Below are 23601 nucleotides of genomic sequence, written 5' to 3'. Positions count from 1 at the left end.
AGAACGGAAATTTAACATAAGAGGAGTTTGGTTATGAAAAGAAGTCATCATTGCGGCGCATTAACAAACGCACATATCGGTGAAACAGTAACATTGAACGGCTGGGTACAGACCCGCCGTGACCTGGGGGGCGTACTCTTCATCGATCTGCGTGACCGCAGCGGAATTGTACAAGTTGTGTTTAACCCGGCATATTCCGGTGAAGCATTGCAAATCGCAGATCGTGTACGCAGTGAATATGTCATTGCGGTAACAGGTAAAGTGGTTAAACGTGATGCAGAGACCGTAAACAAAAACTTGCCAACAGGCGAGATCGAAGTTCAAATTACCGAAATCGAAGTGTTGAACGCAGCCAAAACACCTCCATTCTTCATCGAAGATGGCGTTGAGGTAGATGAATCCCTGCGTTTGAAATATCGTTACCTGGACCTGCGTCGTCCGGAAATGTTCGAAACATTAAAACTGCGTTCCAAAGCGTCTAAAGTGTTCCGTGATTATCTGGACGGAGAAGAGTTCGTTGAGGTAGAAACACCAATCTTGACCAAGAGCTCGCCGGAAGGTGCGCGTGACTATCTCGTACCAAGCCGTGTGCATGAAGGTGAATTTTTCGCTCTTCCACAATCCCCACAAATCTACAAACAATTGTTGATGGTTGGTGGACTTGAGCGTTACTACCAAATCGCACGTTGTTTCCGTGATGAGGACTTGCGTGCAGACCGTCAACCGGAATTCACTCAAGTCGACATCGAGACGTCCTTCTTGCAACAAGATGACCTGTTGCCGATGATGGAAAAATTGATGGCGAAATTGCTGCGTGAAACGAAAGGCATTGAGCTGGAGCTGCCTTTCCAACGGATTACGTATGCTGATGCGATGGGTAAATACGGTTCCGACAAACCGGATCTGCGTTTTGGCATGGAACTGGTGGAAATGAACGATATCGTAGCAAACAGCGGTGTGAAAGTATTTGCTTCAGTCATTGAAAAAGGCGGAGAAGTGAAAGTACTGAACGCCAAAGGCTGTGGTACATGGAGCCGTAAAGAGATCGATGACCTCGGACCATTCGCTGCCCGTTACGGTGCCAAAGGTCTCGCCTGGATTCAAGTGAAAGACGGCGAGTTCAAAGGGCCAATCGTGAAGTTCTTTACGCCGGAAGAGATTGAAGCTGTTAAAGAACGTACAGGCGCTGAAGAAGGCGACTTGTTGCTCTTCTCCGCTGACACGAAAAAAGTGGTTGCTGATGTTCTCGGTGCTCTGCGTCTGAAAATCGGACGTCAACTCGGTCTGATCGATGACAGCAAATTCAAGTTTGCTTGGGTTGTGGACTTCCCGCTGCTCGGCTATGATGAAGAAGCGAAACGTTATGTGGCGGAACACCATCCGTTCACACGTCCAAAAGACGAAGATGTACATCTATTCGACACAGATCCGGGTGCAATCCGCGCTCAAGCCTATGACCTTGTACTGAACGGTTATGAAGTTGGTGGCGGTTCGATGCGTATCTACAAGCGTGATGTACAAGAAAAAATGTTTGCTGCGCTCGGACTTACGCCAGAAGTGGCTAATGATAAATTCGGTTATTTGCTCGAAGCATTCGAATATGGTACACCACCACATGGCGGTATCGCCTTTGGTCTGGACCGTCTCGTGATGTTGCTGGCAGGACGCACAAATCTGCGTGAAACCATTGCTTTCCCGAAAACGGCAAGTGCAACTGATCTGTTGATGAATGCACCATCCGAAGTAGATGGATCTCAACTCGAACAACTTCACATCCGTGTAGCCCGTAAACCTGTCGCGGAAAAGAAATAAAGGAGGCATCGATTTTCAATGCTCCATCAATTTTCAAGAACAGAGCTTGCGATTGGACCAGAAGGTCTGAATACGCTCAGAAATAGCACGGTAGCCGTACTTGGCATCGGCGGTGTGGGCGGGATTGCTGTAGAAGCACTTGCCCGCAGCGGCGTTGGCCGGATCATCCTGATTGACAAAGATGTAGTGGATATCACGAACATCAACCGGCAAATTCATGCACTTACCACGACAGTAGGTCAGAAAAAAGCCGACTTGATGGTAGAACGTGTGAAATTGATCAATCCGGAATGTGACGCCATTGCGCTGAACATGTTTTATACCGAGGAAACGTATGAGGAATTGTTCAAGTACGATCTGGATTATGTACTGGATGCTTCCGATACGATTATCTACAAAATACATCTCATTAAAGAGTGTCTTAAACGCAAAATTCCGATCATCTCCAGCATGGGCGCTGCGAACAAAATGGACCCGACGAAATTCCAGGTTGCGGATATTTCGAAAACGTCCATGGACCCGATTGCCCGTGTGGTGCGCACCAAGCTGCGTAAAGATGGCATCAAAAAGGGTGTGAAGGTAGTATTCTCCACCGAAGAGCCACTCAAGCCACGTGCAGACGTGACGCAAAAGATCGTTCCAGAGAATGCGCCGGAGATTCGCAAAGCGAAACAGCCGCCGGCAAGTAACGCTTTTGTCCCGCCGGTAGCTGGTCTGATTATGGTCAGTGTTGCCGTGAAAGACTTGCTTGAAAAAGCAGAGAAGTCAGAGGCATAAGCCGAAACAACAGATCAAATTAAGCCACATCGTATACAGATACACAAATAAAGCGCGGGTGCTATGAGCACCTGCGTTTTTTGGTGCCGATATGTCAGGATTACGTCATGTACTTCACTTTGAAAACGGTGTATGATATGTTTTGCTGCGCGAAATGATGATACATATATAATGGTTTGCAGCATATAGGCTCAACTTAACTTTTTATACTAGAACGGAGAGGACAGAAAAAAGCTGGAGAAGCGAAGTGTTCGCCTATAAGCTTTCTGAAAGAAAGCTACATCGGAAGCATACGCTATCACCGGATTTTCCCTTTAGATAAGGGAATGCAAAAAATCTGGGGATAACAGCGATCGGAAGGTTGTTCTGTCATCGGAGTGGCAAGTGTAAACATTCTTTAGTTGAATTTATAAAAAGTGAGAGGGGAACAGAACAAATGAAACACGGGTGGTTGTCCAGACAACTGGGCATGGAACCAGAAGATCAGTGGAAGAAGGAAATTGTGGCTGGCGCCATATCCTATTTTGCGGTCGTTTATATTGTGATGGTGAATGCCAAGATTCTTTCCGATGCGGGGATGCCGTTGCAGGCGGCCATGGTAGGTACATTGCTCACATCCATTGTAGGATGTTTACTGATGGCTTTTGGGGGTAAATCACCGATTGTTGTAGTGCCCGGCATGGGAATTAACGCATTTTTCACATACACGCTTGTGCACTCGATGAAACTGACTTGGCAGGAAGCACTGGCTGTAGTGGCTGTAACTGGTGCTTTGTTTGCTGTCGTTGCCTTTACGTCGTTATATAAAATGATCAGCGAAGCGATTCCAAAAAATCTGCAGCATGGCATCACGGTTGGAATTGGATTGTTTCTAACCTTTATCGGATTGCAAAAGAGCAGCATTGTGATTGCTCATCAGACAACCTTTGTTGCCATCGGGCACTTCAATGATCCCAATGTCATTACGGCATGTGTAACACTTGTGCTCGCCGTTATTTTATTTATTCGAAATGTGCAAGGCGGTTTGCTCATCAGCATTTTAATTGGGACAGGACTTGCTTATGTGCTCGGAGCGGTACATCCCGGTGAAGCGGTATCTGCCATAGAAGCACTGCGGCAATATGGCGGTCTGTTTGGTGAATTATCTCTAATGAAACTGGCGGATATTGCATTCTGGATTGCTGTTTTTCTGCTGTTATTAATAGTTGTGTTTGAAAATATCGGGCTCATCACCGCGCAAACGAATATGATTGGTCGTCCGGAACGTTTCAAGGGCAGTCTGCGTGCACTGTCGGTTAGCACGGTGCTGGCTGGTATCTTGGGTAGCAGTCCGCCGGTAGCGGCAGCGGAGACTACAGCGGGCATCGCGGCAGGTGGCCGTACGGGTTTGACTCCGCTGGTAACAGCTGTACTGTTCGGCGCGACCTTTTTCTTCATTCCGCTGCTCGGGTATATTCCCGACAGTGCGATTGCCCCTATTTTGATCATCATCGGTGGTTTGATGGTACAGGGTGTCAGAGATATGGATTTCAGCGATTTTACCGAAGCATTTCCGGCGTTTCTGATCATGGTCATGATTCCTTTTACATATAGCATTGTGGATGGAATGGCCTTTGGCTTTATCGCGTACCCGCTGGCCAAACTGGCCGCTGGAAAAGGAAAAGAAGTGCCTGTCGTTATGTATGGCATTTCGATTCTGTTCCTGGCGAACTTTGTATTGCATGGTATTTTGTAAAACAAAAAGTGATGAGATAGAGAACGGGAGGAAGATGGATGGAAGAACAGGGAATGCAAGAACAGCAACAGCAACACTCGGAGTCGAATAAACCGAAAGTCGGAACAAAAGGATTCAAGGATTTTGTTAGACTGATTGCTTCCACAAATCCGCCAAAATTGATCCTGACCGTCGCCCTCATCTTGACATTGATTCAAACGACGGCTGGACTTATCGTTCCTTTGATGACCAAAGGTCTCATTGACGGACTGACGACATCAGCTCTAAATAAATCGGTGATTTTTCTGCTACTCGGGGCGTTTGTGATCCAAGCCATTGCTTCAGGAATTAGCATCTATATGTTGAATTATGCCGGGCAACGTGTCGTGGCGACGCTCCGCACCAAGCTGTGGAACAAGGTACTTTCCCTCCGTATGCCATACTTCGACCGCAATCGTACGGGGGATACAATGAGCCGCATCACCAATGACACCAGTCAGATTATGACATTAATTGCGGATTATCTCGTATCATTTGTTTCTAACATCGTTGCGGTAATCGGTGGGGTTGCACTGCTCTTTTATCTGGATTGGGTGATGTCACTCATCATTCTAAGCCTGGTGCCGCTGACCATGCTGATCTTGTTGCCTGTGGGCAGAAAAATGTACAAAATCTCCAAAAAACAGCAGGATGAGATGGCTGGACTGACGTCGGTGCTCAGTCAGGTGATTAGTGAAATTCGTTTGGTCAAAGCATATGGAACCGAGAAGCAGGAATCGGAGGCGGGAGATTCCCGCATTCGTAAAATGTTTGCTTTTGGATTACAGGAAGCACGCATTCTGGCGTTGATTGGCCCCTTGTTTACTTTTGTTATGACGGCTGTGCTCGTCGTTATTCTCGGTGTCGGAGGGATGCGGGTTGCTTCGGGGATATTGTCGCCGGGGGAACTGGTTGCGTTCATTCTGCTACTTTTCCAAGTTATAATGCCTATGGGACAGTTCACAACGCTGTATTCACGTTTGCAAAAAGTCGTAGGTGCTACCGAACGCATCCAGGCGATTCTTGCGGACGAGGAAGAACCGGATTATAACACAAAGCTGGCTCCCCAGGGCAATGAAACGATTGCGTTTCACGATGTGCATTTCTCTTATGTTACAGGCGAAGAAGTGTTGCATGGCATTAATCTAACGGTGCCTACTCGCAAAGTAACAGCCATTGTGGGTCCGAGCGGAAGTGGTAAGTCTACGCTGTTCTCCTTGCTGGAGCAGTTTTACTTGCCTGATTCGGGTCACATTTCGTATGGGGGAGAAGAGATAACAACGTATTCGCTCGCTTCCTGGCGTAGCAAAATTGGGTATGTATCACAAGAAAGTCCGCTGATGGCAGGTACGATTAAGGATAATATCACGTATGGTCTCAATCGTGAAGTAACGATGCATGAGATCAGAAGAGCCGCGGAGATGGCTTATTCGGCTGACTTTATCGACAAACTGCCACAAGGCTTTGACACTGAAGTGGGTGAACGCGGAATGAAGTTATCGGGGGGCCAGCGTCAACGGATCGCCATAGCCCGTGCGTTGCTGCGTAGCCCGGATATTCTGATGCTGGATGAAGCCACCTCCAGTCTGGACAGTACATCCGAGTACGAAGTTCAACAGGCGTTATCCAATCTGATGGAGGGCAGAACTACCATTGTCATTGCACATCGATTGTCCACTGTAGTGGATTCAGATCAGATTGTAGTATTAGAACATGGTCATGTGACTGGAACGGGAACTCACGCAGAATTAATCAACACACATCCCGTATATCGGGAGCTTGCACAAAAGCAATTTGTGGCACAGGATGGAGAAGGTAGTACAAGCAGCAATGGGGAAATACAAAACAAAGAGTAGCGCTCGACAAATAAAGGGATGAGGAATGAAGGATTTCTGCGATACCTGTGAAGGTACCATTCAGCAGAGTCCTTCTTTTTTTGGCAAGGACTTCATGGTTTGATTTGTTCATATGGAAAATGGATATGGCTTTCAGTTGCCCTTTGTGATATATTGGGTATCCTTTTGTATTGCGCGATCTACAGCGATGCAGAGCAAACATATATTCTTAGGAGGTAACTGAAACATGTCAGACAGCTTTCAAAGTGCCTATCAAGAAGAAGAGTACAGGTTAGCGCGAACGATGGAAGAAGTGGATCGTCAGCTTACACGGCTGCGGAACTTTCCGGTGTATACCGGTCACGATTTCACGGAACAAGTGCTGGAATCCGGACGTGAAGAACGCCGGAATGCCTTGTCCAAGAGCGCGCAACAACCCTATTTCGGACGCTTGGATTTCGAAGAGCAGGGCAGTGGTGAACGGAAACCGCTGTATATTGGCAAAATCGGCGTAGACCGCGAAGAGATCGGTGAGCACCCGCTTGTCATCGATTGGCGCGCTCCTGTCGCGAGCCTGTTTTACTCTTTTACCGGAGGAGAAGCCTCCGCAACGTATGAAGCCCCTGAAGGACTGATTGAAGGTCTGGTGTATCTGAAACGAAATGTGGTGATCCGTCAGCGCATATTGGAACGTGTGGCAGATACGTATAACCGGGATAGCGACCAACCTGCCGTATCCGATGAATTCCTTGTGTACCGTCTTGGTGAAAACAAGGACAATAAACTACGGGACATCGTATCCACGATCCAGGCCGAGCAGGATCAGATCATTCGGGCGGCGAGAAACACCGCATTGATTATTCAGGGGGTCGCCGGATCAGGGAAAACCACAGTGGCCCTGCATCGCCTTGCTTTTTTGCTGTATCAGTACAAGGAGCAGGTATCGGCGGAGAAAATGGTTATTTTTGCACCCAACCATATGTTCCTCGATTATATCTCGGATGTGTTGCCAGAGCTCGGTGTAGGAGACATTCAGCAGCAAACCTTTCCCGATTGGGCGATGAATCTGCTAGGGCTGGAAATGCCACTTGCAGATGCGTCAGAGACGTTGCAGACGTGGTTCGAAACCCCTGCTACTCGGCCTGAACTGAACGATGATGTCCCTGGACGTTACAAAGGCTCGATTCGTTTCATGGAACTGATCCGGGAGTGGTTGTCTGGGATGGAAGAAGCATCTGTGCCGGATGGTGATTTCAGTCCATGGGACGGTGCGGTGCTCAGTAAACAGGAGATCGATAACTGGTTTGGAACGGAGTACAAACATTATCCGCTGGCTAAACGTAAAGAGCGGGTCATGGCACGGGTTCACCGCTGGATCGAGATGGAATTGAAAAAGCCTATGCCAGAAACGGTGCGTAAAGAACATAAGAAAAAGGCAGCAACGCGGGAGAAATCCTATGCCAAAAAGTGGCCTGAATACAATCCGCTGACGTTGTACAAACAGCTGTTCAAGGCAGTGAAAGGCGGGGCTGTACCTGCTGAGCTAAGCAACTTGATACCCAAAGCAATCATGAAACAAACCGGTGCAGATTTGAAGAAAGATGTCATTCGAGAAGAGGACCTGCCGGCACTGGTCTATATCCATACGCTGGTGCATGATATTGAAGGAGCGGAGCGTTTTGACCACGTTGTCATTGACGAAGCCCAGGACTTCTCTCCGTTTCATGTTGCGCTGCTGGATCAGTTTGTGAAAGGACATTCCTTCACTATTTTGGGGGACTTGTCCCAAGGTATTCATGAGTACCGTGGTGTTCATGCGTGGGAAGAGATGAGTTCGTTGTTCCCGGAAGAACAAAATGCATATTTTGCCTTGACCCGAAGCTATCGTTCCACGATGGAGATTATTGATTATGCCAATACCATCCTGGAGCAGGGTGTGAAGAGTGGGATTACGGCGATTCCCGTGTTCCGGAGTGGGGATCCGGTGCGTACGCTTGCATACGGGAGTGAAGGACGGACGGGGAGTTTAGAGCGGGCACTGAAGATGCTTACCTCGAAAGATTATCGGACGGTGTCCATCCTGACGCGAACATTGCATGAAGCCGAAGAACTCCATCGTGAGCTTCAGGCGACGGGCTGGGATTTGAACCTGATTGACGGTGGTAAAAAGCAGTACAGCGGTGGACATTCGATTTTGCCTGTGTATCTGTCCAAAGGGCTTGAATTCGATGCAGTTATCGTCGCTGATGTTGATCAGGAGCACTATTATCCTGGCGCGGGTGATGCGAAGTTGCTCTATGTCGGCTGTACACGGGCTCTGCATGAATTGTGGTTATTCCACGACGGAAACATGCCGGCGTATGCCGCGGCAACGCATAATCCTGAAGGTGAACAGGTTACGATTCAAGGCTGGCCTGATGAGACTGTTTCATAGATAAATAGATCACACAGTACTAAGCTCTATAGATATAGAGGCATGACGCAGGTTGTTCTGCGTCATGCCTTTTTTGCTTAGGAAGATGAAGGCAGTATTCTTATCCTGAGGTTACAGAGGGAGATACGTCTTGTTTTTTCTTAGCTGAACGGCGGTTCACCAGATAGATGCCCACCCCGATTAGTACTCCTCCAGCCCCGACAAACCATTGAACCTCTTCATTCAACAAAATCCAGCTTGAAAGAACGCCGAAGAACGGTGCGAGAAACAGGTAGCTGCTGGTCTGGGCGGGATCACTGTTCTGTAACAGATAAAACCAGAGGGAAAACTGCATGATGGAACAAATCAGCGTTAGATATAACAACGATAGGAGGGAGACTGGAGTTATTGTAAAATGAGGCTGCTCCGTCCATACACTTAGCAGAAGCAATGCTACACCTCCGGCGAGCATTTGATAAGCGGTAAGCACGAAAGTGTCATAATCAACGCCCCAGCGCTTAATCAGGAGTGTGGATACGGCAAATGAAATTGCTCCGCCAAAACCGATCCAGGTCCCCGGGGTGAAGCTCATATGCCATCCAAAGGTAAACAAAATGCCGACAAACCCAACAATTACGCCAATCCACTGGCTTAATCGATATCTCAGGTTATATAGTAGCGCACTGAGAACAATGACGATCAATGGATTCGTAAATGTAATAATGGCCGATTCACCGGATGAAATCCAGTTCATGCTGTAATAGGCGCAACCCATCACCCCGGCGGATTGAAACAAACCGATGAGCATGATTTTACCCCAGGCTCGCCATCCCCTCGGTAAGGGGTGCTTACGCAGGGCTAGGGCCATCAAACCACCAGCAAGGATGTACCGCAAGCCCATCAATAGAAAAGGTGGTGCGTAACTGAGTCCTATTTTACCTACAGGAAAAGAAGTTCCCATAATGAGCGTTGTCACGATAATCAATACGACGTATTTGACTGGTTTTAAGGAAGCTGGTACGCGTTTCGCTCTAGCCGGATTATGAATTGTTGCGCTCATAATGTCTGTCCTCCATCGACAGTAATAAGTTGTCCTGTCATGGATCGCTGTTCAAGAGCAGCGCAGACCATGTGGGCGATGTCCTCTGGCTGAGCGATTTGCTGTAGTAACAATTGTCCACCGAGTTGGTGCATTCGTTCCTCATTGCCAGCCCACCAACGTGTGGAGACAGCTCCAGGAATGATGGCATTTACACGTATGAGCGGGGAGAGGGCATGGGCTAGAGATAAAGTCAGACCATGTACTGCTGCTTTGGATACGGCGTATGGAAGAGATGAACCCGAACCGGTGCTGCCGGCAATACTGCCCATATTTACAATGGCACCTCCACCGGCCTGCTTCATTCCTTGGGTTACGGCACGAGCACAATGAAACATACCTTTCACATTCACATCCATCAGTTCGTTCCAGATATCATCTGTGACAGCTTCCAGATCGCTGAGGGGGATATGATGGGTCATGCCCGCATTATTTACAAGGTCGGTGATGGGGCCATGGATTTCGGTTACTTTTGCGACCATTTGGCGAACCTCTTTATCATTTGCAATATTCCCCTGAATGGAAAATGCTTGCCCGCCTTGATTTAGGATATGCTGAACGGTTTCTTCTGCGGCCTGCTGTGATCGAGAATAGTTCAATACGACCCGTGCACCGCGTTCAGCCAGCAAGGTACTGACCGCGCGGCCTATACCTGTTCCTCCGCCTGTAATTAAAACCACTCTATTGGTCCAGTATGTCATCTCGAACACTCCTTCTTTTGTTTTCAACCATTGAATTTCGAACAACAGATGAATATGTCATCATTGTAGTACGCTCTGGCAAGAGAGTATAATGATTACAAATGAACTGGATATCATTTTGAATGATGTCAGAGCGGAGGCATGATGGAGAGCGGGGATCTTCGAATATTTCAATGTGTTGCACAGGAAGGAAATCTGACCAGAGCTGCAGCCAAGCTGGGGTACGTTCAATCCAACGTTACGGCACGCATCAGGCATTTGGAAGCTGAAGTAGGCACACCATTATTTATCCGTCACAATCGGGGGATGACGTTGTCTCCAGGGGGACAAACGCTACTAACTTACGCAGATAAAATCATTGGTCTGTTGAATGATGCATCCAAAGCGCTCCAGGCTACCAATACACCGTCTGGCCCTTTGCAAATTGGTTCCATACAGACAGCCGCGGCGGTAAGGTTGCCACGTCTTCTTGCAACATATTACAGCCAGTACCCGGAAGTTTCACTAGCGCTGGCTACAGGTCATTCACAAATGCTTATTGACCAGGTTATCGGGTATGAATTGGAAGGCGCATTTATTGGTTGTTCTTGCGACCATCCTGATATTAAATCTGTGGATGTATTTGATGAAGAACTTTTTGTTATATCGTCTCCTAGTCTGTCAGAGGAGGAACTGATCCGAAAGCCGATATTGGTTTACAGTATGGGGTGCTCTTACCGTAAAATTTTGGAGGACTGGATGCTTCTGAGTGGTGTTCACAGGCCTGTTATTATGGAATTTGGGACGCTCGAGGCGATTATCAGTGGCGTAGCCTCTGGAATGGGCATCTCTCTATTACCTGAAATCGTCATTCACCAGCAGATCAAAAGTGGTTTGCTGCGTAAGTATGCTCTTCCGGTTGGTATGAACCGTATGATGACAAGATTTATTACTCGTAAGGATGCGTTTGTCAGCAGTGCGCTTGGGGCATTTATGGCGATGCTTCCGCAGGAATGATATGATAGCGAGTGGAGATTCATTTTAACATTTTGATCACGTTAATAACTGAATATCAGATTGGCAATCCGTTAAGGAAGTGATAAAACCATGGATTTATTTTCGTTTCAACAGGATACACAACCACAGGCCAGATTGCTTGCAGACCGCATGCGGCCTGAGCATCTGGATGAATATATAGGGCAGGAACATATTATCGGGCCAGGAAAGCTGCTACGCCGAGCCATTGAAGCTGATCAGATCTCATCCATTCTACTATACGGCCCGCCAGGATGCGGCAAGACCACGCTTGCTCACATCATCTCTCAGCATACCCAAGGACAATTCGTGCGACTGAATGCTGTGGATGCCTCTGTGAAGGATGTACGAGAAGTCATTGAGCAGGCACAGACGAACAAACAGCTCTACGGAACCAAAACGATTCTCTTCCTCGATGAGGTACATCGTTTTAACAGTTCGCGTCAAGATGCACTGCTACCAGCGGTGGAGAAGGGCACGATCATTTTTATCGGGGCAACGACGGAAAACCCCTTCCATTATGTAAACGGAGCCTTGATGAGTCGATCCACCCTTTTTCAACTGGAATCCTTAAATAAGGAGCATTCCCTGATTGCGATGCGCAGAGCGCTAAGCGATGCGGATAAAGGCCTTGGGTTTATGGAACTGAAAGCCGATGATGAAGCGCTGGCACACATTGCTACAATGGCGAATGGTGATATTCGCCGTGCCCTGAATGCTCTGGAGCTTGCCGCGCTAACGACACCGCCTGAGCAGGATGGAACGGTTCACATCACGCTGGCTGTCGCGGAAGAGTCGATCCGTCGTCCCATTGTCAAGGCAGACGAGTCCACGCAGTATGACGTATTATCCGCTTTTCACAAAAGCATTCGTGGTTCGAGTGATGCAGCGTTATTCTGGTTTCTATATGCGGTGGAGAAACTGGGCATGGACCCCATGACGTTCATCCGGCGCCTGATTGCAGCAAGTAGTGAGGACATTGGGCTGGCGAATCCACAGGCGATGACCCAAGCCATTGGGGCGCTTGATGCGTACCGAAATAACGGCTGGCCGGAGGCCAAGCTAAATATTGCGCAAGCCATATTGTTTGCGGTGGAAAGTCCGAAGTCCAATGCGGTATATACTGCGATATCCAAAGCGATGAGCGCCATTGATGAGGTGAAGTCGGCCGAAGTACCGCTGCATTTGAGGGATACGCATTACTCAGGTGCTGCCAAGCTGGGACATGAAGGATACCAGTATCCTCATAACTACCCGGGACATTATGTGAAACAGGAGTATCTGCCAAAACAACTATCTCGAAGAGTTTTTTATGAGGCGACAGAGCAGGGGAATGAGTCGAAGATCAGGCTGAACCAACAGCGGCGCAGGGAGCTGTAGAGATGAAAGAGTTAGCATATATCGGAGCTGGCGGGTTTCTGGGCACATTAACCAGATACACCATTCAACTGATGCTCCCCTCGGCCAATACAGGTTTTCCATGGGCAGTGCTGTTGATCAATGCGATCGGCAGCCTGTTTTTGGGCTTTTTTTTTACTATCGCTATACCTGAGAAAATAACACCACAGCTTCGCCTCGCCATTGGCACAGGATTTACTGGAGCTTTCACGACCTTTTCCACATTCACACTGGACTTCGTTCGTTTAACGGAGGGTGGAGAATGGTTGAGAGCAGCGGCTTATCTCCTTCTGAGTGTAGTGGCAGGACTGGTGCTCTGCGCCCTTGGGATCAAGCTGGGCAAGCGAATGCTAAGTGTCCCCTCCAGAGAGGGTGATGCCTGATGATGATCTGGATTGGACTAGCAGGTGTGTTTGGCGCGTTGCTCCGTTACAGCCTGGGAAAATTCATCTCAGGTAGAGTGGGAACCGCCTTTCCCTGGGGAACGTGGGTAATTAATATCAGCGGTTCTATTATTTTGGGAATGTTGTACGGCGGGCATCAAGCAGGAAATTTGCCAGACGCAATGTGGGTAGTATGGGGAACTGGCTTCTGCGGAGCGTACACCACGTTCTCTACCTTTGGGTATGAAACATTAACGTTAATAGGGCAACAGCGACAAGCCAGAGCCGTTATTTACGTGGTAAGTTCAGTGGTGGTGGGGATATTAGGTTGTCTGGCAGGAGTTTGGCTCACTGCATAAGTTAAATATTTAAATTTTTTTGCAAAAAAAGCAGGAAAAAAGCCATCCTTCATGGTATTACATGAAAGACGGCTTTTTTTGTAGGAATACAGGGAATTGACTTCACCACTCTCAAGTGATGAGTAAGTCCTGTTATTGCATCGCCGGTACAGGGACCTTCTGTACCTGATCAATCGTACCACCGCCAAGGCAAACCTCTCCGTCGTAGAAAACAACGGCTTGTCCTGGCGTAATCGCTTTTTGCTGTTGATCAAACTGTACATCCACACTGCCGTCCTTCTGCCAGGTCAATGTAACGCCTTGGTCCGGTTGACGATAACGGAACTTGGCTGTGCAGCGGAAAGGCACATTCGGTGTGCGCTCTGCACCTGCAATCCAGTTTACGCCTGTAGCCGTCAGACCTGTAGAGTACAAGCTGGCATGAGCGTCGCCCTGCACTACGAGCAATTGATTTTTCTCCAAGTTTTTATCAGCGACAAACCAAGGCTCGCCGTTGCCGGAACCGCCAATGCCAAGTCCTTGACGTTGACCCAGCGTGTAGTACATCAGACCGTCGTGACGGCCTTTGACTTCACCCGTTACGATATCAACCATGTCTCCGCCTTTGGCTGGCAGATAGTTGCTCAGGAACTCCTTGAAATTGCGTTCGCCGATAAAGCATACACCTGTGCTATCTTTTTTCTTGGCTGTGTACAGACCGGCAGCTTCAGCAATTTTGCGCACTTCCGGTTTAGGCAGGTGACCAATCGGGAACATGGCTTTGGAGAGCTGCTTTTGATTAAGAGCATTCAGGAAGTAAGTCTGATCTTTGTTGTTGTCCACACCGCGCAACAATTTGAACGTGCCGTCCTCTTCAATGAGGCGCGCATAATGGCCAGTAGCTACATAATCTGCGCCGAGATCCAGCGCTTTGTTCAGGAACTCACCGAATTTGATCTCACGATTACACATGACATCCGGGTTCGGCGTACGACCCGACTTATATTCATCAAGGAAATAGGTAAATACTTTATCAAAGTATTCTTTCTCGAAGTTGACAGTGTAGTACGGAATGCCGATCTGTTCGCACACCCGGCGCACATCCTCTGAATCTTCTTCAGCGGTGCAATGGCCGAACTCGTCCGTATCATCCCAGTTTTTCATGAAAATGCCGATGACATCGTAACCTTGCTCTTTCAGAAGCAATGCGGTAACCGATGAATCCACACCTCCGGACATGCCAACGACGACCCGTGTATTTTCATTTGCTTTGGACATCGTTATCACCATTTCTATATATAAATGTGTTTCGTTACTATTCTAGCATAACCCGACCGAACTTACGATACACCCGGCCAACTTTGGATAGTGTCCACTCCAGACGCACATTTTGCAATATCGTCAATCTTTCTTTTCCATAACGCATGCAGATATGTTAACATTACTTGAGGGTTATGATCGGAATACGGAGGATTAGATGTATTTTTTTGAAAATTGAAAGAGGTGACTCCTTTGAAAATATCGACAAAAGGCCGTTACGGCCTCACAATCATGATGGAGCTGGCCGCAAGAACCGGCGAAGGTCCAACATCTTTGAAAAGCATTGCTGAGCGCAACCAGCTCTCTGAACATTATCTGGAGCAACTGATTGCGCCACTGCGTAATGCTGGCCTTGTTAAGAGTATCCGCGGTGCATATGGCGGTTACATTCTGGCAGGTGATCCTGCAACGGTGACCGCAGGGGATGTCATTCGTGTACTGGAGGGACCGATCTCGCCAGTAGACTTTACGGAAGAAGATGACCCGGCTAAGCGTGATTTGTGGCTACGCATCCGTGATGGCATTGCAGAAGTGCTGGATTCAACAACGTTGAAAGACTTGATTACTTTTGAGGATCAGGAAAAGAAAGATTCGTACATGTTTTATATTTAGTTTCCTTATAGTGTTTCAATCAACGCCAGCAAAAAAACAACTTTACTGTTGATAGCAGTGAGGTTGTTTTTTTGTTCCGACTCCCGATTTTGATCAACATCTGATTGGGTTGCACCAATGTAGGCTGTTCCCTATATATTGTTGTAAAAAGGAGTTGACGGATGATGTTTAATTATGTTCCGACCTATTATTATCCAACTTTTCGGAAAACGGATTCCTTGCAGTGCACAACAGCTAGCGTAGATTTGAACAGGAAACTCAGATCACTATGGGAACAGCATGTGTTCTGGACGAGATTAACCGTGAATAGTATCGTTGATGGACTTGGTGACGTCCAACCTACAACCGCAAGACTGTTAAGAAATCCAAGTGATTTTGCTCAGGTACTTGCACCGATCTATGGGACTGCTATTGCCGGTCAATTTGAAAAACTGCTTAGAGAACATTTAACGATTGCCGCAGAACTTGTTACTGACTTGAAGTCAGGCAATAGTACAGCAGCAGCAGATGCCCAGAAACGTTGGTATGCCAATGCTGATGAAATTGCTACTTTTTTGGCGCAAATTAATCCATATTGGTCAAAAGTGGAATGGCAAAGGATGATGTATGAGCATTTACGTCTTCTTACGGAAGAGGTCGGCAGTCGCATTGCGAAAGATTACGTAAGGAATGTTGAATTAAGTGATTCTATTGAGCCACAGGCTTTGGGGATGGCTGATATGATGACAAGTGGAATTGTCCAACAATTTCCTTCCGTATTTCAATATTAACAAGACATATAGAACGTATAGGATCATCACCAATTCTGCGTGTGACTCATAACATTCATGAATGAAAATAGGTTACTTTAGTTGAAAAAAAGTGGTAGAATATAATATGCGCTCACGAAAGAATAGCGGCAATTAAATCTAAAGATGCGCTACATTTAGGAAGAAATTAAGGAATGAAGTTGATCATCTAGAAGATAACATAGAAGCCCCCGTAATGGGGGCTTTAGCCATGCAACAGAGATCAAAGCCTGCCTTTAACAGTGTTAAGATCATAAAAACGAAATCCAATAACTAACGGGGTGATATCGATGAATCGTATATATTTAGATCACGCCGCATCGACACCTATGCATCCACGCGTCGCAGAAGCGATGATGAATGTGATGACAGGTCAATATGGTAATCCATCCAGCATTCATGCCTTTGGACGTGAAGCCAAACGCACGGTCAGTGGAGCAAGAGACAGTATCGCGGCATCTTTGGGATGTAAACCGGACGAGCTTGTATTTACAGGTGGCGGGACAGAGAGCGACAATCTGGCGATTTTTGGGGCGGTTGCTGCCAGAGCAGATCAAGGCAAACATGTGATTACGACGGAGATTGAACATCATGCTGTACTGCACTCATGTCAAGAACTTGAGCGGCAGGGATACGATGTGACCTATCTGTCTGTGGACGAGTCTGGGCGCATCAAGCTGGAGGAACTGCGTGAAGCCATCAGACCTGACACCGTGCTGATCACAATGATGTATGCCAACAACGAAGTAGGCACGATTCAGCCGATTCGTGAGGTTGGTGAACTCGCGCGTCAGCATGATATTTTATTTCATACAGATGCGGTTCAAGCACTGGGCAGCCAGCCGATTTCCTGTAGAGACTTGCCTGTAGATCTGATTAGCTTCTCTGCGCACAAGATTAACGGACCGCAGGGTGTGGGTGCACTGTATGTTAGACGTGGTGTAACATTGGAAGCCAGATCACATGGTGGCTTACAGGAACGACAACGTCGTGCAGGTACAGAGAACATTGCGGGGATTGCAGGTTTTGCAGAGGCGTTAAAGATCATTACCGAGAATGCAGAGGAGCACCTGCAGCATGCACTGGAATTAAAAAAAACATTGCTTGATCAGCTTGCCATTCATGTAGGGACAGAACATTTTCATGTCAACGGACATCATGATTATACGCTTCCCAATATTCTCAATATCAGCTTCCCCGAGGTATCTACTGAAACGATGCTGATGAATCTGGATATGGAGGGCATCGCTGTAGCAAGTGGTTCAGCTTGTACTTCTGGTTCCCTGGAAGTATCCCACGTACTCAAAGCGATGAACTTGCCAGAAGCATTTTTACAGTCTGCGATTCGATTTAGCTGGGGTTTGGGTAATACTACAAAAGAAATCATCACAACCGCCGAAAAAATTGGAACCATTCTTCAACGGCTACGTAATAAACCTTAAGGGGTTCTTTACACATGGAACAGAAGGAGGGAAGGAGTTCCATTTTCATCGGTTGAATAGTAGCGGTTTGATGATCGGCGTCTGATTGCCACTCATCAACTTTGGGCATACCTAGCAATAGCGCCGCGCCTATACAATGTGAAGAAGATGAGGGGGACCCAGCGATGAAGCTTCAGGAAATGATCGGACTTGCCGTTTTTGATGTTGAGGACGGGAAGCAGGTCGGTAAAATCCAGGATTTCATTGTGAATGATGATTGGGAGATTGAAGGCATTGAACTTGAGAATAAGGGCCTGTTTACCAATCATGTCAAAATGGTGCAATGGGAAGATATTGTTGCCTATGGCGAAGATGCCGTCATGATCCGTAATCAACAGGCTGTCCGCAAGACGGGGGCCGACGACATAAAATACACATACCTCCTTGGTCGTTCTAAATTGAAGGAGATGTCCGTGCTCACCGAAGAAGGTTTGCTGCTTGGACGTGTCTCTGATGTTTATTTTGACCAAGAGTTGGGAAATACAATAATAGGGATTGAAATTACGGACGGTTTTGTGTCCGATCTGATCGAGGGCCGTAAATGGCTGCCATGTACAAGTGATATGTCAATCGGAGAAAGTGCCATTATGGTACCGCCACTGAGTGAACAGCGCTTGGAAAATGCCATTCATTCTGTTAATGGATAGGTGAATGAATATGAAATGTCCAAATTGTAGTTCGAAAGATATCGGAAAAATTGGCTCCCATCAGTTTTATTGCTGGGGATGCTTTATTGAGTTAACGGTAAACGGTGAGAAAATGTCTGTGTATCAGGTGGAAGAGGACGGCACTTTAAGCTCTCTGGATGATTTGTTCTTCGGAGAAGAGTTGCCACAAGACTTCCCACATATTCACGCTTCTTCTTAATACGCGGTTTAACTTCCTCTATATGCGGTTTCATGACAATACATGTCATTTAATGATGTCGCAATCTGGCGGCAGATGGATATAGATGTAGTTACATAGTGGTCAGGAAGCATATGGTTGATTATATGAGGCACTGATTCATAAAATTCGCTTTCCTCTTTTTTTAGAGGAGAGCGTTTTTTTGTTATGCAATGATGAACACAGAACATATTCTTATTCCCTTCCTCTTCTCATTTACCACATCTGCACGGAGTTAATAAAAATTCTCTCTCCTACATATACTGACTTTCAGAGCCAGTCCATATACTGAACTGTAGAGGCAGTCCAAAGGGGAGAATCGAAGTGGAGCAACTAACCAAAAATAAAATGTTTCGTTACGCGATCTGGCTCTTGCTCGGATTAATCATTCTATATTTTATCTGGCTGTTACGGCCGTTATTATTACATATCTATGGATTTTTGAAAACGGTACTGGCCCCATTCATCGTTGCACTGATCATATCTTATGTGCTTAATCCGATTGTGAGCATGCTTGGTGGACGCAAAGTTCCGCGTTCCATTGCGGTTCTGTTAATCTATGCTTTTTTTCTGACCTGCATTGGAGTCATCTTAATGAATGTCATCCCTGTGCTGATTGAACAGCTGGAAGAGTTAAATGAACATATGCCGGAATTGTCCATGCGGGCGCAAAACCTGATGAACAATATGGATCACAAATTAATGCCGCCAAGCATACGCACAGGCATGAACAGTTGGTTTTTTCAGATGGAAGACCGACTTACGCAAGGAATCACCGTGCTAATGGACAATATCGGAGCGACGATTAATGTGCTGTTTAACGTATTTATTGTGCCGTTTCTGATTTTTTATATGTTAAAAGATTTTGATGTATTTGAACGCACAGTAGTGGCTTATCTGCCTCGTTCTCGCCGTAAAGCCATTGTTTCCGTGATGAAAGAGATCGACACCGCACTCGGCAATTATATCCGGGGACAATTTATCGTCTGTGTGATTGTGGGGATCTTTGCCTATATCGGATATATCGTGATCGATATGCCTTATGCTCTGCTTCTGGCAAGTATTGTGGCGGTATTCAACATTGTGCCGTATCTGGGTCCTTTTCTGGGGGCGGCACCTGCAGTGGTGATGGCTTCAACGGTTTCTTTCAAAATGGTACTACTGGTCATCGCGGTGAACACACTCTGCCAAGTGCTAGAGAGCAATGTAGTTTCCCCGCAGGTGGTTGGACGAACGCTACACTTGCATCCACTCTCCATTATCTTTGCGCTTCTGGTCGGTGGAGAACTGGCGGGGATCGTCGGTCTGATTTTGGCAGTGCCGGTCTTTGCCGTGTTGAAGGTTATCGTGCAACACTTCTTCGCCTATTACATCAAGCGGAGAACCGAGTGATCAAATGGCCGAGTGAGACAGGAAATCATCTGGAATCGCCTCAGAAGGCGCGTTGACACTGGGTAACTCTATCGATATAATGAGGGTGTATGTTTACTAAATTAAAATCGATGATGAAATGAAGTATGCCGAGGGTTCCTTTCCTCAGAGAATAGACTTCTTCGAATTCAGACATGTTCTGAGTTCGCTGGCTGGGAGAGTCTTGAAAGTTGAAGCGGCAGAAAGCTGATTTCGGAGTGCAGGACAACCCTGCCGGGCGCGACCGTTACTCGCATGAACGAGGCGATTGTTCGTTTTATCCTTCCAATGACGGGAGTTGAATCCTTTCAATAAGGGAAGAAGAACAATAACCAGGGTGGTACCGCGATAACATCGTCCCTGATCATTCAGGGGCGTTTTTTGTGTTTATTTTTACAGATGTGTTACCTGGAAAACGTACAAACAATCTGTTAACCAACCGGGGCGATCTCGCTGCGGAACTTATAATTTGATGGGGGCAACCAGTATGAAAGCTAGTGAAATCCGATCCAAATGGATCCAGTTTTTTGCAAGTAAAGGTCACAAAATTGAACCAAGCGCGTCGCTTGTACCACACAACGATCCTTCCCTGTTGTGGATTAACGCAGGTATGGCACCGCTGAAACCTTACTTTGACGGACGGGAGAAGCCGGAGAACCCACGTCTTGCAAACTCGCAAAAATGTATCCGTACCAACGATATCGAGAATGTCGGCAAAACGCGTCGTCACCATACGTTCTTTGAAATGCTCGGTAACTTCTCCATCGGTGATTACTTCAAGGAAGAAACAGTGACTTGGGCTTGGGAGTTCTTAACGAGCAAAGAGTGGATCGGATTCGATCCGGAACGTTTGTCTGTTACCGTATACCCGGAAGATGAAGAAGCCTTCAAGCTGTGGAATGAAAAAATCGGATTGCCGGCTGAACGCATCATCAAGTTAGACGAGAACTTCTGGGATATCGGCGAAGGCCCATGTGGACCTTGTACTGAAATCTTCTATGACCGTGGGGAAGCTTACGGTAACGATATGAACGATCCTGAAATGTACCCAGGTGGAGAGAACGAGCGTTATCTGGAAGTGTGGAACCTTGTATTCTCGCAATTCAACCATAACAAAGACGGTAGCTATACACCGCTACCGAACAAAAATATTGATACAGGTGCGGGTCTGGAGCGTTTTGCTTCCATTCTGCAAAATGTAGATTCCAACTTTGACACCGATCTGTTCCAACCGATGATTCAGAAAACGGCTGCACTGGCAGGTGTTAAATATAATGATAGCATTGAGATTGATGTTGCGCTCAAAGTCATTGCCGATCATATCCGTACCGTGGCATTTGCTGTAGGTGATGGCGTATTGCCAAGCAATGAAGGCCGCGGATATGTCATTCGCCGTTTGCTGCGACGTGCTGTTCGTTACGGTAAAGTATTGGGCCTGGATCGTCCGTTCCTGTATGAGCTGACAACGACTGTTGGTGAAGTGATGGGCATGTACTATCCTGAAGTGGTAGAGAAGCAAGAATTTATTGCCAAAGTGATCAAAACCGAGGAAGAACGTTTCCACGAAACGTTGTCAGACGGACTTTCCATTCTGGCAGATATCAGTGCTGCAGCCAAAGCCGAAGGACGTACAGTGATTAGCGGACCAGAAGCATTCAAACTATACGATACGTACGGATTCCCGTTTGACCTGACTGAGGATTATGCGTCTGAACATGGTCTAACCGTAGATCGTGAGGGCTTCGATGCATCCATGCAAGAGCAACGTGATCGTGCGCGTGCAGGGCGTCAAGAGAACGAAAGCATGAAGATTCAAGGTGGACCGCTGGCTGACCTGGAGGTTAAAAGCGAGTTTGTTGGATATACTGACCTTTTGACGGAAGCAAAAGTGGTAGCTATTGTTACCGGAGATGTTCTTGCAGACTCTGTAGGAGAAGGACAGACTGCTCAGGTTATTCTGGATCAAACTCCATTTTATGCAGAAAGTGGCGGTCAAGTCAGTGACCAAGGCCTGCTTCGCGGTGGAAGTGCTGTAGCAAAGGTTCAAGGTCTGTTCAAAGCTCCGCAAGGGCAGCATGTGCATGTGGTGACGATTGAGTCCGGTGAGCTTCGTGTGGGTGATGTTATTCAAGCAGAAGTGGATGCAACCAAACGCGGCGATATCATTAAAAACCATACGGCAACACACTTGCTCCACAAAGCATTAAAAGATGTGCTGGGTACGCATGTTAATCAGGCTGGTTCCTTGGTGGAACCACAGCGTCTACGTTTTGACTTCTCTCACTTCGGCAGTATTACACCGGAAGAGTTGACTGAAATTGAACGTCAAGTGAATGAACAGATCTGGAATCGTCTGAACGTAAACATTGAGCTGAAAGGCATCGATGAAGCGAAGGAAATGGGAGCTATGGCTCTTTTCGGCGAAAAATATGGAGATATTGTGCGCGTCGTGCAAATTGGAGATTACAGTTTGGAACTTTGTGGCGGCTGTCACGTAAATAATACTTCAGAGATTGGAATTTTCAAACTGGTCAGCGAAAGTGGAATCGGCTCCGGTGTACGCCGGATTGAAGCTGTGACAGGCCGTGGTGCATATTTGTATGTGGAAAGCCAGTTGGAACTGCTCAAACAGTCCGCAAACCTTCTTAAGGCGAATGTAGCGGATGTGCCGAAGCGGATTGAAGGTCTGAATCAACAACTGAAAGAAGCTGCGAGAGAGACTGAATCGCTGCAAAGCAAACTCAGCGCGATGGAAGCAGGACAGTTGACGGATCAAGTGGTACAAGCAGGTAATACCCAATTGCTGGCCGCTCGTGTAGATGCACCGAATATGGATGCACTTCGTACCGTCGCGGATGAGCTGAAAGTAAAACTGCCAGATGCCGTTCTTGTACTCGGTGCGCCGGCGGATGGCAAAGTGAATTTTGTAGTCGCAGTACCTGCTGAGCAGGTGAAACAAGGTCTGCATGCCGGTAAGATTGTGAAGGAAGTTGCTGCAGTATGCGGCGGCGGCGGCGGCGGACGTCCGGATATGGCTCAGGCCGGAGGCAAGGACGCAAGTAAGCTGGATGAAGCACTGAAACTGGCGATTTCCATCGTCAGCCAGTAAAGGACAAGCAAAAAACACAATTGCCTTATCCTTTGTGTACTTGTGGCAGTCAGAATATGTTATTATATAAACAGAAATCAATTCGGCAGGACATGGTCCCCATGTTCATGCAGGAGCGAGGTGTCATCAATGGACTCCATGGATAAGACGGTTAAATTTAATGTGAAAGGTGACGAACAGGAGGCATCTTCACAAGAGATTCTTCTCACGGTATATGACGCGCTGGTCGATAAAGAGTATAATCCCATTAACCAGATCGTTGGATATCTGATATCCGGCGACCCCGCGTATATTCCGCGTCACAACAACGCACGCAGTCTGGTCCGGAAAAAGGAGCGCGACGAGCTGATTGAAGAGCTTGTTCGTTCCTATCTGGCCAATCACCGGTAATATACGCCACTTCCGTTTGTCTGCAGCCGTGTAGGCAAACGGATAATGAACCGACAGAAGACAGACTGAAGTCTGCACAGACG

At 47.2% G+C, this 23601-nt stretch carries 20 protein-coding genes; 17 read left to right on the top strand and 3 right to left on the bottom strand.

Going from position 1 to position 23601, the window contains the following annotated elements; genetic code table 11:
• The first annotated feature begins 33 nt into the window (after window positions 1-33).
• The 5 genes from aspS (at window position 34) to J2T16_RS23935 (ending at window position 8611) form a co-directional block, all read left to right on the top strand.
• Window positions 34-1812, top strand: coding sequence for an aspartate--tRNA ligase (gene aspS, locus J2T16_RS23955; RefSeq protein WP_221787392.1), 1779 nt, complete (start codon window positions 34-36; stop codon window positions 1810-1812).
• An 18-nt stretch (window positions 1813-1830) separates the two neighbouring features.
• A complete protein-coding gene (locus tag J2T16_RS23950; RefSeq protein ID WP_090915572.1) occupies window positions 1831-2589 on the top strand; it encodes a tRNA threonylcarbamoyladenosine dehydratase in 759 nt (252 codons plus the stop codon).
• A 436-nt stretch (window positions 2590-3025) separates the two neighbouring features.
• Window positions 3026-4324 (top strand): NCS2 family permease, encoded by a 1299-nt coding sequence (locus tag J2T16_RS23945; RefSeq protein WP_221787386.1) that lies wholly within the window; start codon window positions 3026-3028, stop codon window positions 4322-4324.
• Window positions 4325-4362: 38 nt separating this feature from the next.
• Window positions 4363-6198 (top strand): ABC transporter ATP-binding protein, encoded by a 1836-nt coding sequence (locus tag J2T16_RS23940; protein WP_336122000.1) that lies wholly within the window; start codon window positions 4363-4365, stop codon window positions 6196-6198.
• 226 nt (window positions 6199-6424) lie between these two features.
• Window positions 6425-8611: a HelD family protein gene (locus J2T16_RS23935; RefSeq protein ID WP_221787377.1), complete on the top strand. Its 2187-nt coding sequence runs from the start codon at window positions 6425-6427 to the stop codon at window positions 8609-8611.
• Between the two features lie 100 nt (window positions 8612-8711).
• Here J2T16_RS23935 and J2T16_RS23930 read toward each other — a convergent pair whose 3' ends face one another.
• Window positions 8712-9650: a DMT family transporter gene (locus tag J2T16_RS23930; RefSeq protein ID WP_499019402.1), complete on the bottom strand. Its 939-nt coding sequence runs from the start codon at window positions 9648-9650 to the stop codon at window positions 8712-8714.
• Entirely contained in the window at window positions 9647-10390 is a 744-nt protein-coding gene (locus J2T16_RS23925) for an SDR family NAD(P)-dependent oxidoreductase (protein ID WP_251506526.1), read from the bottom strand. The genes J2T16_RS23930 and J2T16_RS23925 overlap by 4 nt, the downstream gene beginning before the upstream one ends.
• A 144-nt stretch (window positions 10391-10534) precedes the next feature.
• Here J2T16_RS23925 and J2T16_RS23920 point away from each other — a divergent pair, with 144 nt between their 5' ends.
• The 4 genes from J2T16_RS23920 to crcB (J2T16_RS23905) all read left to right on the top strand — a co-directional run bounded on the left by J2T16_RS23920 (window position 10535) and on the right by crcB (J2T16_RS23905) (window position 13544).
• Entirely contained in the window at window positions 10535-11386 is an 852-nt protein-coding gene (locus J2T16_RS23920) for a LysR family transcriptional regulator (protein WP_336122796.1), read from the top strand.
• Window positions 11387-11476: 90 nt separating this feature from the next.
• On the top strand, window positions 11477-12784 hold the full coding sequence (locus J2T16_RS23915; protein ID WP_090915558.1) for a replication-associated recombination protein A: 1308 nt from the start codon (window positions 11477-11479) through the stop codon (window positions 12782-12784).
• 2 nt (window positions 12785-12786) lie between these two features.
• Window positions 12787-13185: a fluoride efflux transporter CrcB gene (gene crcB / locus J2T16_RS23910; protein ID WP_499019401.1), complete on the top strand. Its 399-nt coding sequence runs from the start codon at window positions 12787-12789 to the stop codon at window positions 13183-13185.
• Complete coding sequence (gene crcB / locus J2T16_RS23905; protein ID WP_499019400.1) at window positions 13185-13544, top strand: fluoride efflux transporter CrcB; 360 nt, start codon at window positions 13185-13187, stop codon at window positions 13542-13544. The genes crcB (J2T16_RS23910) and crcB (J2T16_RS23905) overlap by 1 nt, the downstream gene beginning before the upstream one ends.
• 132 nt (window positions 13545-13676) lie before the next feature.
• Here crcB (J2T16_RS23905) and mnmA read toward each other — a convergent pair whose 3' ends face one another.
• Entirely contained in the window at window positions 13677-14801 is a 1125-nt protein-coding gene (mnmA, locus tag J2T16_RS23900; RefSeq protein WP_154887523.1) for a tRNA 2-thiouridine(34) synthase MnmA, read from the bottom strand.
• Between the two features lie 234 nt (window positions 14802-15035).
• Between mnmA and cymR the strand changes: the two genes are divergently transcribed.
• From cymR to J2T16_RS23860, 8 genes are all read left to right on the top strand, one after another.
• Window positions 15036-15455 carry a cysteine metabolism transcriptional regulator CymR gene (cymR, locus tag J2T16_RS23895; RefSeq protein WP_090915550.1) on the top strand — a complete coding sequence of 140 codons (420 nt, stop codon included), beginning with the start codon at window positions 15036-15038 and terminating at the stop codon, window positions 15453-15455.
• Window positions 15456-15619: 164 nt separating this feature from the next.
• Window positions 15620-16225 (top strand): acetylglutamate kinase, encoded by a 606-nt coding sequence (locus J2T16_RS23890; RefSeq protein WP_221787362.1) that lies wholly within the window; start codon window positions 15620-15622, stop codon window positions 16223-16225.
• 308 nt (window positions 16226-16533) lie between these two features.
• Complete coding sequence (locus J2T16_RS23885; protein WP_221787359.1) at window positions 16534-17685, top strand: cysteine desulfurase family protein; 1152 nt, start codon at window positions 16534-16536, stop codon at window positions 17683-17685.
• A gap of 164 nt (window positions 17686-17849) precedes the next feature.
• The gene (locus J2T16_RS23880) at window positions 17850-18371 is read left to right on the top strand and encodes a PRC-barrel domain-containing protein (RefSeq protein ID WP_090915545.1); all 522 of its coding nucleotides are present in this window, start codon (window positions 17850-17852) and stop codon (window positions 18369-18371) included.
• 10 nt (window positions 18372-18381) lie between these two features.
• On the top strand, window positions 18382-18591 hold the full coding sequence (locus J2T16_RS23875) for a YrzR-like zinc ribbon domain (RefSeq protein WP_090915543.1): 210 nt from the start codon (window positions 18382-18384) through the stop codon (window positions 18589-18591).
• A gap of 342 nt (window positions 18592-18933) precedes the next feature.
• On the top strand, window positions 18934-20001 hold the full coding sequence (locus tag J2T16_RS23870) for an AI-2E family transporter (RefSeq protein WP_090915541.1): 1068 nt from the start codon (window positions 18934-18936) through the stop codon (window positions 19999-20001).
• Between the two features lie 505 nt (window positions 20002-20506).
• Entirely contained in the window at window positions 20507-23128 is a 2622-nt protein-coding gene (alaS, locus tag J2T16_RS23865) for an alanine--tRNA ligase (protein ID WP_499019399.1), read from the top strand.
• 129 nt (window positions 23129-23257) lie between these two features.
• A complete protein-coding gene (locus tag J2T16_RS23860) occupies window positions 23258-23518 on the top strand; it encodes an IreB family regulatory phosphoprotein (RefSeq protein WP_090915537.1) in 261 nt (86 codons plus the stop codon).
• The last annotated feature ends 83 nt before the right edge of the window (window positions 23519-23601 follow it).

The sequence above is a fragment of the Paenibacillus intestini genome, assembly GCF_030803945.1.
In the GTDB taxonomy this organism is placed as follows: Bacteria; Bacillota; Bacilli; order Paenibacillales; family Paenibacillaceae; genus Paenibacillus; species Paenibacillus polysaccharolyticus.
This window is presented reverse-complemented; position numbering and strand designations above follow the sequence as displayed.